Origin of the sequence: Neorhizobium alkalisoli, assembly GCF_007829835.1 — a bacterium.
Classification (GTDB): Bacteria; Pseudomonadota; Alphaproteobacteria; order Rhizobiales; family Rhizobiaceae; genus Neorhizobium.
Map to the genome: position 1 here is coordinate 72,786 of NZ_VIWP01000010.1, position 13,036 is coordinate 85,821.

Annotated in this window: 12 protein-coding genes and 1 pseudogene; 7 read left to right on the top strand and 6 right to left on the bottom strand. The window is 57.6% G+C overall.

Features of this window, described 5'->3' with window-relative positions; all coding sequences use genetic code 11:
• Positions 1 to 69: 69 nt before the first annotated feature.
• From malQ to FHW37_RS26990, 4 genes and pseudogenes are all read right to left on the bottom strand, one after another.
• A pseudogene (malQ, locus tag FHW37_RS26975) lies at positions 70 to 1,926 on the bottom strand (4-alpha-glucanotransferase); the annotation flags it as partial.
• Positions 1,927 to 1,955: 29 nt separating this feature from the next.
• Positions 1,956 to 3,440 (bottom strand): alpha-amylase, encoded by a 1,485-nt coding sequence (gene amyA / locus FHW37_RS26980; RefSeq protein ID WP_145642020.1) that lies wholly within the window; start codon positions 3,438 to 3,440, stop codon positions 1,956 to 1,958.
• 578 nt (positions 3,441 to 4,018) lie between these two features.
• Positions 4,019 to 4,456 (bottom strand): BLUF domain-containing protein, encoded by a 438-nt coding sequence (locus FHW37_RS26985; RefSeq protein ID WP_145642022.1) that lies wholly within the window; start codon positions 4,454 to 4,456, stop codon positions 4,019 to 4,021.
• Between the two features lie 2 nt (positions 4,457 to 4,458).
• Complete coding sequence (locus FHW37_RS26990; protein ID WP_246690932.1) at positions 4,459 to 5,904, bottom strand: putative bifunctional diguanylate cyclase/phosphodiesterase; 1,446 nt, start codon at positions 5,902 to 5,904, stop codon at positions 4,459 to 4,461.
• A gap of 556 nt (positions 5,905 to 6,460) precedes the next feature.
• Between FHW37_RS26990 and FHW37_RS26995 the strand changes: the two genes are divergently transcribed.
• The 7 genes from FHW37_RS26995 (at position 6,461) to FHW37_RS27030 (ending at position 12,300) form a co-directional block, all read left to right on the top strand.
• Positions 6,461 to 8,224, top strand: coding sequence for a PAS domain S-box protein (locus FHW37_RS26995; RefSeq protein WP_246690945.1), 1,764 nt, complete (start codon positions 6,461 to 6,463; stop codon positions 8,222 to 8,224).
• A 61-nt stretch (positions 8,225 to 8,285) separates the two neighbouring features.
• The gene (locus FHW37_RS27000; RefSeq protein ID WP_145642027.1) at positions 8,286 to 9,413 is read left to right on the top strand and encodes a PAS domain-containing protein; all 1,128 of its coding nucleotides are present in this window, start codon (positions 8,286 to 8,288) and stop codon (positions 9,411 to 9,413) included.
• On the top strand, positions 9,410 to 9,835 hold the full coding sequence (locus FHW37_RS27005; RefSeq protein WP_145642029.1) for a response regulator: 426 nt from the start codon (positions 9,410 to 9,412) through the stop codon (positions 9,833 to 9,835). The genes FHW37_RS27000 and FHW37_RS27005 overlap by 4 nt, the downstream gene beginning before the upstream one ends.
• Positions 9,836 to 9,991: 156 nt before the next feature.
• Complete coding sequence (locus FHW37_RS27010; RefSeq protein WP_145642204.1) at positions 9,992 to 10,231, top strand: DUF982 domain-containing protein; 240 nt, start codon at positions 9,992 to 9,994, stop codon at positions 10,229 to 10,231.
• Positions 10,232 to 10,316: 85 nt separating this feature from the next.
• Complete coding sequence (locus FHW37_RS27015; protein WP_145642031.1) at positions 10,317 to 10,625, top strand: hypothetical protein; 309 nt, start codon at positions 10,317 to 10,319, stop codon at positions 10,623 to 10,625.
• An 824-nt stretch (positions 10,626 to 11,449) separates the two neighbouring features.
• Complete coding sequence (locus FHW37_RS27025) at positions 11,450 to 11,905, top strand: Hsp20 family protein (RefSeq protein WP_145642207.1); 456 nt, start codon at positions 11,450 to 11,452, stop codon at positions 11,903 to 11,905.
• A gap of 98 nt (positions 11,906 to 12,003) precedes the next feature.
• Positions 12,004 to 12,300 (top strand): DUF982 domain-containing protein, encoded by a 297-nt coding sequence (locus FHW37_RS27030; protein WP_145642035.1) that lies wholly within the window; start codon positions 12,004 to 12,006, stop codon positions 12,298 to 12,300.
• A gap of 29 nt (positions 12,301 to 12,329) precedes the next feature.
• Here FHW37_RS27030 and FHW37_RS27035 read toward each other — a convergent pair whose 3' ends face one another.
• Together FHW37_RS27035 and FHW37_RS27040 are read right to left on the bottom strand one after the other, a co-directional pair.
• Positions 12,330 to 12,548 carry a hypothetical protein gene (locus tag FHW37_RS27035; protein WP_145642037.1) on the bottom strand — a complete coding sequence of 73 codons (219 nt, stop codon included), beginning with the start codon at positions 12,546 to 12,548 and terminating at the stop codon, positions 12,330 to 12,332.
• Between the two features lie 231 nt (positions 12,549 to 12,779).
• Positions 12,780 to 13,034: a hypothetical protein gene (locus tag FHW37_RS27040; RefSeq protein ID WP_145642039.1), complete on the bottom strand. Its 255-nt coding sequence runs from the start codon at positions 13,032 to 13,034 to the stop codon at positions 12,780 to 12,782.
• Positions 13,035 to 13,036 lie beyond the last annotated feature (2 nt).

Consider the following 13,036-nt stretch of genomic DNA (forward strand, 5'->3'; position numbering starts at 1 on the left):
GAGTGTCTCCGGGGAGCGTTTCTCGTCTTTATAGTCTGAATTCGGGCCACGGCCAGGCTGGCTTGACCACCGTCCCTCGTTAATTGCGTCGGCTACCGGCTTGACCAGAGGCACGTCGGACAGCGTCTCGATCGCCACCGAAAGTTTGGGTTGCCAATTAGGATAGCTGCTGCTGGTGCCTGGAACGTTAGTCGGTCGCTTTTCATCCGTCAGGTCTGCCAGACGGGCAACGACCAGTATGCTCGGCGTGCCGGCGATAAATCGGTGCGCTCGGATGGTTAGGTCTCTCAGGGTGGATTGCGGCAAGCTCTCGACCAGATCGCCTGCATCAGGAATGCCAACCGCATGGATCAGTTGTCGCCGTTCCTGCTTGCGCGCGGCCTCATGCTGTCGTGTCAGGTCTGGTGAAACAATGCCGTGTTCGGCCCGAAGATCGATATCAGCACCGCGCCACCATCCCGCCAGCGTCTGATGGTCATGCGTCGATATACAGGCCAGTGCGAGAGCCGGATATTCGGTGGCGGGTTTGAAGCCTTCGTCATCGCGCTCATAGGAGAGGATGCGGTAAGACAGGATGCTGGCGGCGGTCAGATCGTCCTGAAGTCCGTCGGGGAGTAATCCCAGATCCTCGCCGATGACGAGGCAACTATGCCGCCCGGACGTATCTGTTAGGATCCGTATCAGGTCTTCCTGCGGATAGCTCACATAGGCACCGTCAGATGGCGTCTTGTCGATCGGTACGAGGAACAGTCTACGAAGCGCTGCCGCGTGGTCGATCCGGATGGCGCCGGCATACTGCATGGCCGCGGTCACCATTCGCTCGAATGGCGGAGCCTCACCAGAGGCGATCCGTGACGGCTGAAACCCCGCAAGATGCCAGTCCTGACCTTCCGGGGCGAACGGGTCGGGCGGGCTGCCAATTGTCGCATCCGTCAGGTAGTTATCGCGTTCACTCCACGTCGCGGAGCCGTCGAGAGCCTCGCCGACGGCAAGATCGAGGTAAAGTCCGATCCGCAGGCCGCAAGTGTTGGCATATGCCGCAGCGTCCGAAAGCTGTCTGTGGGTGATCCACTGCAGCCAGAGATGAAAGCGGATTTCATCGCCATGCGCGGCGGCAAATGAAACAACCGCTGGCGTGTCAGGATACTGAAACTCATCCGGCCAGGAGTGCCAGCCAGCCGCAAAGCCGCTCTGTGCCATATGCGCCGACAGGGTTTCGAATAGGGCGTGACGTCGAAGAGCCTCGCCGCCGTCACTGACAAAGGCTTCGAAGTCCGCATGTGCATCATCGGCTGCATCCGTGGTCGTCCACTGCGCCCATATCGATCGTAAGGCGGAGAGCTTCACATCTGCCACGGCCTCGTATGCGACGAGATCGGTGGCCCGCTGTGTATTGATCGTAGTTTGTTGTTCGGTATCCGATTGGAAGCCAGGCACCTTGTCGACAGCGATATAGAGCGGGTTGAGGAACAGCCGGCTGGAAGGTTCATACGGGCTGCATCGACCGGCATCCGCAAGAAAGGGAGCGTGCAGCGGGTTCAGCCCGATGAAGTCGCCACCTAGCGAGGCGACCAGATCGATCATGACCCGCAAGTCTTCGAAATCACCGATCCCCCAGTTCCGCTCGGAGCGCAGCTCGTAAAGCTGGAGGCTCAGGCCCCAGACACGCTCCCCGGACAAGAAATCGGGTACAAAGCATGCAGCCGCAGTTTCGAGGACATGCGGTCCGGCATTCTGGCCACCGGAGTCGGCAGTATGATCGTCGGTCAGCGCCGCATTCAGCGCATGAAGAAGCCTTCGCTTGGTGTCGTCCGAGATCTCCACCGCCTCTCCGCCAGGCGTCGGACGTTTCAGATCGATACCATGCCCAAGCGCCAGCTGGTCGAGTGTGTTTCCGTTCAGATCATCGAGCTGCGTTTCAGTCATGCTCCACTCCCGCACAGTGCTCTCATCTCCTACTCAACATCGGCGCGAACCCATACGCTGACACTACCACGGTGAACCGGGAAATTTGCCTTGCCATGATCGCCTACGACGATCTTTTCATCGCGGTGGCCGAGGTAGTCCCGGAAGCTTACGCCTGCTACCTCCATGCCGAGATCGACGGATTTTTCGCCCGCATCACCATTGGACATGACGGTGACGCAGCCGAGCATGTCGGCCGTTCCATGTCGCACGAATGCAATGCAGGAGGGGTGATCGAAGTAATCCGTCTGTGGACCGTTCGCGAAGCGCCTGCGCGCCTCGACTAGTTTCGGTAGGCATTCGATCGCAGGCATGTCGACCGCGCGATGGTCGCCGTCCTTGTCGTCCGTATAGCTCGCGCCATAAAGGTCCGGATAGAAGACGCAAGGCACGCCCTGTTCGCGCAGCAGGATCAGCGCATAGGCCAGTGGCTTGAACCACGGGTCGACGGAGGCCTCGAGCGATTGGAGCGGCTGAGTGTCGTGGTTGTCGACGATCGTCACAGCATGATCGGGATGCACGGAAACGAGTGATCCGTCGAAGATCGTCCGCATGTCAAAATCGCCGCCAGCCTTCGATGCCTCATGGAAACGGTGGTGCAGGGCCACATCGAACACGGTCAATTGGTGATCGACGAGATCGAGATAGCTCTTGAGCGTTCCCATGTCTGGGTGCCAGTATTCGGCGACCACGAACAAGTCCTCCTTGATGGTCTGGCGCATATGGCCGACCCAGTCGCGGAAGAACCAGGCCGGAATGTGCTTGGCGGCGTCGAGGCGGAAGCCATCGACACGGACCTGCTCGGACAGCCATTGCCCCCAGTATTTCAGTTCTTCGTAAACGGCCTTGTTGCGAAACTCGACATCGGCACCCATCAGGTAATCGAAATTGCCGAGCTCGTCGTCGACCTCGTCATTCCACTCGCCTTCGCCATATTCGTTGACCAGCCGGAAGACGCCGCTTTTGTCAGGGTTTTCGATGACATCGACACCGCTGAAGCATTTCTGATCCCAGACGAATTGTGAGTGTGTGCCGCCGCGGCCGGGGAAGGTGAAGCGGGTGTAGGCCAGCGCCTCGAACGCCTCGTCCTCGATCTGGGTGCGATCGTCTGGATTGACCCGCCTGACATGGACCGTTTCCTTCTCGTCTGCCCCCATCTTGTGATTGAACACGACGTCGTGGATCACACCGATGCTGTTTTCGTTGAGAATCCGGCAGGCGTTTTCGAGCGCAGCCTTTTCGCCATACTTGGTCGCGACAGTACCCTTTTGCTCGAACTCGCCGAGATCAAAGAGATCGTAAGTGTCGTACCCGACTGAAAACCCGCCGGCAGAACCTTTATAAGCCGGGGGCAACCATACATCCGTGATGCCCATGGCAGCCAGGCTCTCCGCCTTCTCCGCGACTTCCTTCCACAACCCGCCTCCATCTTGCGTATACCAGTGGAAGAATTGCAGGAGCGTACGTTGCGTCATGGCAAACCTCGTTGATGTGGCGCCATTTAACGGACATGAGAAGGTTTGGTTTCGCGGGATCTGCCGTCCCTGCAGTTTATTTGTCCAGCTCTGTTAGAAGATTAAGTTTACTGAGACGGCGACTGAACTTAAGCCGCATTCAACGTATTCTGAGAGACGTCTATCAGGCGTCTCGACTTAAAGGGGTTTCACACGGCGGCGGCGATCTCGACGACCGGTTCGGACCCGTCTTCGAAAGCGATCTGTCGCCCAAACTCTAGTGCGGCTCGATTGCCTTGCTGCTGCGCAAGCTTCCATTCGTCGAAAGCGTCACCAGCGCCAGAGACACCGACAAGACGATATCGAAGGCGATTCTGAAAGTCGAACCCGGCCGGTCCTGTCAAGCGTCTGATCGGCAATGTCCCGCGACAATCCTGCAGGCTGCTTCGCCGACGGCGATCACAGCGGGTGACGCAGATGACGACGACGTTTGCTGAATATTCACCGCCGAGGAAGGAAGAAGCATCTGGGAACTGGCGACGGGCCGCAGGTTCGATCCCATCGAGCGCCCGATAGCTCCATCGTCTGTTGCGATCGAGTCAGGCGGCCTCCTCCTCGATCGCGAGGTCTCTCAGCAGGGCATGGATTTCGTCGCCACTCAGGCGGGAAGGGTCAAAACCAGTTGAGGCGCCGATGCCGGCAAAGCGCTTGGCTTGAATGTCCGATGTGCCGATGAAGCCCATTGCCCAATTCGGGAAAGACCGGCGACTGATCGGGTCCAGCGCAAGCAGCGACACATCTCCGTGGCGTTCGTCCTGCTGGATGCGCTCAAAGGCTGCCTCGACTTTATCGAGGGGGCCTTCCAGCACTTGGGCAAAGCACCCGGCGTTGAACAGGAGTGCACCGGTAATCTCGTCGCGTTGGTTGTTTATCCGGCTCTTTTCGAGGATTTTCTGTATGTTAGAGGCGAAGAGCGCTTGGTCGTGAGCGATATGGTTTCGGCTGTAATAAACGAGCCGATACATGCTGGCAGCCATGGTTAAATCCTTTCGTCCAAATCGTTTCGCGCCAAAAAAACGGGAATTTGATCCGTGCCCATCGGCCGGCCGGTAAAGTATCCCTGGACGTGGGTGCAACGCTCTCCGCGGATCCGAGCCAATTGCTCGGCAGTTTCGACGCCCTCGGCTGTGATGGCCATACCGAGGCTGGTGCCGAGACTAGCGATGGAGCGCAGAATCGCCTCACTATCTGCGTCGTCGCCGGCAACGAAGGACCGGTCGATCTTGATCTTGTTAAAGGGAAACTTCTGCAGATAGCTTAGTGACGAATAGCCGGTGCCAAAGTCGTCCATCGAGATCTTGACGCCGAGCGCGCGCAGGGAATTGAGCGTCTGAATGACGTTGTCGGTATCGTCGAGAAGCGCGCCTTCGGTGATCTCGATTTCCAGCCGGTGGGCTGGCAGTCCTGACCTTTTGAGCGCGGTGGCCACCGTGTCGAGCAATGTGTCGGCTTTGAACTGCAGCGGCGAAACGTTGACGGCCACGATCATCTCTCCTGGCCATGACATGGCTTCGATACATGCGGTTCTCATTACCCACTCGCCGATCTTCACGATCAGGCCATTCTCCTCGGCAAGTGAGATGAACGAGAGAGGCGGGATATTGCCCTTGACCGGATGCTCCCAGCGCAGGAGCGCCTCAAACCCGTCTACTCTATTGGTGGTGACATTGATAAACGGCTGGTAGTTCAGCTTGAACTGCTTCAAGGCCAGCGCACGGCGCAGATCGATTTCCATCTCGCGGCGCGCGAAGAGAAGCGCGTCCATGCCGCTCTCGAACATGCGGTAACGGCCTCTTCCGGCTTTCTTCGCCTCATACAATGCGAGGTCACCGTTGCGAAGGAGATCGCAATCCTGAAGCGCATTTGCCCCGATCGCTACGCCGACGCTGGCGCCGATATTGATGGTGTGACCATGGATGACATAGGTGCGGCCGATGAGGTCGACAATACGAGAAGCCAACGTCTCTGCTGTTCCCTCCTCGACGTTCCGCTGCAGGACGACAAATTCATCCCCACCAAGACGAGCGACAATGTCATCCTTGTGGCAGGCAGCTGTGAGCCGGTCTGCAACCTTCTTCAAAAGAAGGTCGCCGACCGCATGTCCGAGCGTGTCGTTGATCATCTTGAAACGATCGAGATCGAGGCAGTGAACTGCGATCGAGGACGCCGGTCCGCTACATAACGCCGAAGATAGATGCTTCAGCAAGCCGTTGCGCTTGGTAAGCCCGGTCAGTTCATCCAGATCACCTTGCATGTCGGCGGTTCGTGCATCTAGGGAGGGCCGCAAATCGATGAGGAACTGTCCTGCACCCAGTACTGCGATGCCGGCATCGAACTTCTCGCCGTCCCTGGATATCAGGAGACAGGAGGGGGCGCCGGTCATAGTTGCAAGGCTCAACACGCATCCAGGAAAAAGGTCGCGCATTTCGCTCCCCACGACCGCTGCCAATGATACCATGCTGGCCCTATTCGCATATGTCACGACCCCTTCAGAGCCGACGACCAAGACTGAGCGCGGCAAGGACTCCAGAATCTGCTCAGCACTGGGTATGCCAGCTGAATGGGCTTCGGTTATGTGCGGAAACGACGTTGCGACGTTCATGGTGGCCTACCAATACGAGTTGGCCACAAGGTAAGCGTTGGAAGTTACCCAACAACGGTTCGGTCCGATAAACGTGGATGTTTCACGCGAGACGGTTATCGATTGCTGAACATTGACAGTGCTGCAGGAGCGTCCATTTGGGAAAGCACTATGATGCGGTCAAGGCCATAGAGGCTGGCTCCAGACCAGTCTGATCGTCACTTCCGGCAGCTTCGAAGCTGATTTCATTGCGAAAAGGCCTTGTTGAAGCCCGCTTCTGCTATAAGTTTGAGCCGGAACAATGGGAACGATGTTTGCGACGTCGCAATAAGCAGTAGAATGGGCGCCGATGCAGGACGAAGGAGGGACAAAGTTCTGGGGGCAGGACGCGATTTGCCGGATGATGGAAGGCGGAGATTGGGACGATTCCATCCTCGGCCCGCCGTCGACATGGCCCCTTTGTCTCAGATCCGCCGTCGATATCATGCTGCCGGCAATGGCCCAGATCGTGATCTGGGGACCAGACCTGGTCGCGCTCTACAACGAACCCTACGCGCCGACGATCGGCCAACGGCACCCAAAGGCGTTCGGCCGACCGGCGCGAGAGAACTGGGCCGAACTCTGGGATGATCTCGAGCCGCTCCTGCGCAGGGTGATGGAAACCGGCGAGACGGTGGCGGCAAAAGATCGTCCCTTCTATATCGAGCGGTACGGCTACCCGGAAACCGTCTATTTCGATATTTCCTATTCAGCCATTCGAGACGAATATGGCGCAGTTCGAGGCGTCTTTTGCATCGTCAACGAAACGACCGATCGCATCCGCGCCGATCAGGCATTGCAGGCAAGCGAGGAACGGCTTCGAGCGGTCATCTCCCAATCGGCAGCCGGTATTGGTCAGGGTAGCCTGGAAGGCAAAATTCTGCACGTCAACCGAAGGTTCTGCGAGATCGTCGGCTACGACGAGGGTGAACTTCTCGGGAAAAACATCGCCGACATAACCTATGCCGATGACGTGCCCGAGCAGACCCGCCTGTTCAGCCGGCTGGCCGCGACCGGCGAAAGCTTCGACATGGAGAAGCGCTATGTTCGCCAAGACGGTAGCCTCGTCTGGGTGAACAATACGGTCTCCGCTTTGCGGAATGATCAGGGGAAAATCCATCAGGTTGCGGTCATCTCGGTCGAGATCACTGAGCGCAAGCAGGCTCAGGAAACCGAGCGGCGCCTGGCCTCCATCATTGCATCCTCCAACGATGCGATTCTTGCGATCGACTTGGACATGACGATTACGGCCTGGAACGGTGGTGCCGAACAGCTATATGGCTACACGGCTGAGGAGATCGTCGGTCAGTCTGTCCTCGTCCTGGTTCCAAAAGACAGGCGTGACGAAGAGCCGGCCTTGCTCGAGCAGATCAAAGCCGGTTCCGTGATTGAGGCCTATGAAACAAGGCGTCGCCGCAAGGACGGCCGTCTCGTTGACATTTTGCTGAGCGTCTCACCGGTCTATGACCGGGCTGGCAAAATCATCGGCGCCTCGAAAACAGCGCATGATATCTCTTCGAAAAAAGAAGCGGACCGTCTTCAGGCGGTTTTGATCGGGGAGTTGCATCACCGGGTGAAGAACGTCTTCGCGACGGTGATGGCCATTGCGCGTCAGACCTTCGCAAAGGCGACTGATACACAAGATGCGGTCGCCGCGTTCGAAGCGCGCCTCTCGGCAATGGCCCACGCGCATGACTTGCTTGCTGAAGGCGACTGGCAAAGCGCAGACCTCACGGCCGTGGTCGAACAGGCCGCTGCGCCTTACCCTCCGGAGCGGTTTACCATTTCTGGTCCATCCGTTCTCCTGCCTCAAAAGGCGGTTGCGACATTGTCGCTCGCCCTGCATGAACTTGGAACGAACGCCGCCAAATACGGAGCGCTGTCCGTTCCAACCGGACGAGTGTCGATCGTCTGGACCTTCAACTCTGAAACCTCGGCTCTCAGTCTCCGGTGGCAGGAGAGCCACGGACCGAATGTGGATATCCCGACCAAGAAGGGCTTCGTATCTCGACTGGTGGAGCGTTTGCTGGCGGCGGAGCTCAACGGAACGTCGACAATCGTCTATGACGCTGCCGGCGTCGTCTGCGAAATCGAGGCCGTCCTTCTACCGCACGTCACGAGATAACCGACAGGAACGAATTCATCCGCCGCGACTTCTGTCGTGGCTTAAATCAATCAGGATCACAATGCAGGAAAAGGATCAAAATCGACGTGACGCTCGCAGCGCCGGAGATCGCCTGGTCGCCGGGCATGTCAGCGAAGACCCGTTTGCGGCGGCGTTCAAGGCCACGCGCATGCCGATGATCGTCACGGATCCCAGCCAAGCCGATAATCCCATCATCTTTTGCAACGAGGCATTCAGAAAGCTGACCGGTTACAGCGACGAGGAGATCATCGGCCGGAACTGTCGCTTTCTGCAGGGGCCTGAGACGGACCGGGAGACCGTCGCCAAAATCCGCGACAGCATCGCGGCAGGGCGGGATGTGGCTGTCGACATTCTGAACTACCGCAAGGACGGCAGCACGTTCTGGAATGCCGTTTTCATCAGCCCCGTACGGGACGAAGCGGACAAGATCATCTATTTCTTTGCCTCCCAGCTTGATTTTACCACCGTCAAGAGCCGGGAAGCGGACCTTGCTGCGGCCCGCCATGAGGCCGAGGCCGAGGTCGCAAAGCATACCGCCAACCTTCGTGCCGCGCTGGATGCCCGCACACTGCTCGTCCACGAGGTCGATCATCGGGTGAAGAACAACCTCTTGACGATGGCCTCGATCGTCAAAATGCAGGCGCGGATTACCAAAGACGATCGGCAGAGGAACACACTCATGTCGGTCCTCAACAGGATTGAGGCTCTGAGCACGGTGCAGCGCAAGCTGTTCACGCTCGACGACGTCTCGAAATTCGATATGTCGGAATTCACCCGCGAGCTGGTGACCGATCTGGTCGATGCCACCGGCCGCAAGGACATTCGCCTGTCTCTGGATCTCTCCCCGCTGCTCGTGCCGGCCGTCAAAGCGACGCCGCTGTCCTTGATCGTCAACGAGCTGGTCGGCGACGCCGTTCGCCGCGGATTGAGCGATGGCGGCGGCGACATCCATGTTGTCGTGCGGCGCCTGAACGGTCACTTCCTGATCCGTGTCGAAGACACGTCGGAACCCGTCGAGCCGGATAGCGAGAGCGCCCAACTCGGAAAAATGTTGCTTGAAGCGTCGGCCTTGCAGCTGGGCGCCGAAATCGAACGGAAACAGCACGGCCGAAAGACGGTCGTCGATGTGGTGCTGCTTGTCGGCGACCATCAGGAGAATACGCATTGAAAGTCATGATCGTCGAAGATGAAATGCTACTCGCCATGGAGCTTGAAAGCGAAGTGGAGATGGCGGGCCATCAGGTCACAGGTGTTGCCATGAGCAGCACCCAGGCACGCGAGCAAATCGGTGCTTCAAAGCCGGACTTTGCGTTTGTCGACATCCATCTCATGGACGGCCCGACCGGGATCGATGTCGGGCGCGAGCTGGCGGCTGCCGGCATCCCCTATGTCTTCGTCAGCGGAAACATCAAGCGGATCCCGCAGGATTTTGCCGGCGCGCTCGGTGCAATCGAAAAGCCCTACTCGATGAACGGCATGAAGAATGCGCTGGTCTATGTCTCGGCAATCATTCAGGGGGACGATAACGGTACCCCGCCAGCGAGCCTTGTCTTGGCTGAAGATGCAAATGTTGGCCGACGTTCTGCCTGAACGCCGGAGACGCAGTTAGTCCTGGGCGTGCCCTTTAAGTGCTCCGAGAGCGAGAATGAGATGGGAACAATCCGATGACCACTCGGGTTACTGATGGGCCTGTCCCTGCGATCGACCGATTGCTCGCTGTTAACAAACCTTTGCATTGGAAGATCGATGACTGAACTTTGGGAATACCCTGTCGAGATCGCAACCGGCGCAGCCGGCGGTTTGAAATGCGTCAGGAATAGCCGAGAGGCGGTTGCTTCCTTGGCAACAGACTTCCCAAAAGGTGGCCCGGATGCCAGCAAGGCCAAAAAAGCCTGCCTCAAAGCAGTGTCGGGTGTCATTCCAGGAGACAGCGCCGCGGCGGCTTTCAGAGTTGCCGCCAGAAGTGCCGGTCTCCTTCGGGAGTAAGCCGCGAAGGCATTCTCTCTGCCACTCACTGAAACAAATATTCGTGTTGCTAGTTAACCCTTTTCCATCACAAGTGAGTAAAACTATGTCCGACAATAGCACCACCACGGTCCGCGCAATATTTGAAACGCACGAGGCAGCAGATCTCGCTATCGAGCATCTGGCCCAGAAGCATGGCATTCCCAGAGCTGATATTTTCGTTCAGGCGGCGCATGATGAAAACTCGGCTGGCTCGGCCCCATCGGGAGGAGACGTTTCATCGTCTGGACATGTACGAACGGATGCACCGCTCGCAGGTGATATTGAGATCTCGGTTGAAATTGCCGCAGACCGGTTGGCCGCTATTCAGCGCAGCATGGGTTATCTTGGGGCGATGAGGGTGTCGGGCCGGTGACGTTAATCGGTAGCGTTGGTTCAAGTCAGCGGTTGCTCACTTGAAGTAGATGGTGAAGAGGTAGCACGAGTGATGAGTGGCGCGGACGGATTTCAGATGACTTGGGACATAAGGTCGCCCGCGCTGCTACGGCCGGGGCGGCCCGCGATCGAGAGCGGCTACTTTTCAGAACATAACGTAGCTACAGGTCACTGAGTGCTTTCCATGAAAGCATGTATTAACCTCCAACCTCCGAGTTTTGGCTACCCAGCTCCACGATCTTCCAGCCAGCCGGAAATCCCTGCCACTTTTCCTTCCATTTTTTTGCCAATCACCGATTTGCCGCGACAAATGTCGCTTTAGTCTTGCTCGCAGGGTCAAGGCGCCAGGCATTCGTCGCGAATGCCGCAGCCGTCTTCATCCATGGCGGAGTTAGGACGCTGGCGACAGCAGCAAACGCAAATGGCAGACTCTTTTTGATCGATGTAGTCCGGAGGCAAAATCTCAATGTCGGCTTCCGAAAACCTTACAGTCATTCCATCATGCATCCCAATGCTTCCAGAGCGAAATCGCGACTCGAAATAGGACCATATTTCAGACAAACAAGATGACTCTGGGGAGCCGAAAAAATTTTCGACCGAGGTCTTGAACGACAAAATCTCAAAAACCAAATCGGGCAACGCCGACGGCCCAATGAGGGGGTCGGCTTACCGAGGTGGCGGATTTCCCCCGCTTCCTTCCATGTTGCTTTACGGAGGATATGGTTATGAGAACTGAACTTGATTTTGCCCCGCTCTATCGCTCTATCGCTCTATCGCTCTATCGCTCTATCGCTCTATCGCTCTATCGCTCTATCGCTCTATCGCTCGAGCATCGGCTTCGACCGCGTGTTCAATCTGCTCAGCAATACGCAGCGTCTCAACGCAATCGAGACCTGGCCGGCCTATGACATCGTCAAGATCGGTGAAAACGACTATCGCATCACGATGGCCGTGGCAGGTTTTGGCGAAGGCGATCTCGATATCACTCAGGAGCGCAATGTCCTGGTGATCAAAGGCGGGAAGGCCGAAGCGCTGCAGGGCGAATATCTCCACCGCGGCATCGCTGGTCGTTCCTTTGAGCGCAAGTTTGAGCTTGCCGATCATGTGAGGGTGGAAGGTGCCGATCTGAAGAACGGCCTGCTGACGATTGCCTTGAAGCGCGAGGTGCCCGAAGCCATGAAGCCGCGCAAGATCGAAATCGGCGTCGCTTCAGCCGCCGGCGAGCCGCTCCGGCTCGAAGCTGACCGCAAGGTCGCCTGACCCGAACACCCAAGAAGAATTAGCGCTTGCTATCAGCCGGCCCGATCTGGGGCCGGCTTCAGTTATCAGTCGGTATCGAGCAAACGAAGGAGGTTGCCATGTTGCTCGCTCAATTTGACAAGCCCGTCTACGCACAGCGCCGGTATTTCGTGCAGGAGATCACCGGACTGGATGACGTATTCGATTTCCTTGACGAGTGGCCCAAGGAGAAGCGCAATCTCGCTTACGAGACCCTTGTCCGATATTGCCGTGAGGCGGCGAACGGTCATTGGCCGATCGACGCAGTCCGAGAGAACTTTCGAATTTTTCTGAAGCAGAACAACAAGCTCGCCGAGCTGGAAGAAGTCCCGCCTCATCTACGTCGTGATACGAGCGCGAAGATCGGCGGGGCGTAACAGCCAGAAAAGCTGCGACAGTTTCAAAGCTAGTGGCCGGCGTAGATCCTGTGCATTGTCTCTGCGGCGGCCTGTTCAACAGGGATTTCGAAGAAAATCTCCGGGTTGCTTGCCAACGCCTGAAACGTTCGCTCGATCAAGTCGTCTTTCTCTGGCCCTGCGAGATGGTAGCGCGCCGCGTAGCGGCCCAGCAGCGTTCTCAGTATGCGCATGTCGCTCGTGGAAAGACCCCGGCTCCCTCTTTTCATGTTTTCCTCCCTGATCTTACCGGTCTCGGAGGTCGCCCATACCAGCGCCTTCGATTATTCCGATGAGGCCCGAGATAATTTCGACAGCGTCTGAGATCAAGGAGCCTGCGCAATAGCAGCATGCCATTGGGCGCAAATGATAGCCGTCATCGCAGATGTGCACATGCGGTCTTCAAGATCTGGAGGGGCCACATCACGAAGTGAAAACTGCTGAAATGGATGCGGTCAGGTTCAGTCGGCATCCCGCGTAGTGGCTTCGGAGGAGGCGGAACCCAAAGCACCAGCGACAGACTTTGATCGCGGGGTTCGACGTGCCGCGAGATCATTGTATCGAGACCTGAGATCGGACATCTCATACTCGCCGCTGATCCACAGCTCGACCCAAGCCAGGAACTCTGGGTCATCGTCGATAGGCGTGCCCCGCGACATCGCCTTGCTGCGAACCTGATCGAAAATCACTCGCCGTCTGTCGCTGTCGATCGCCAATC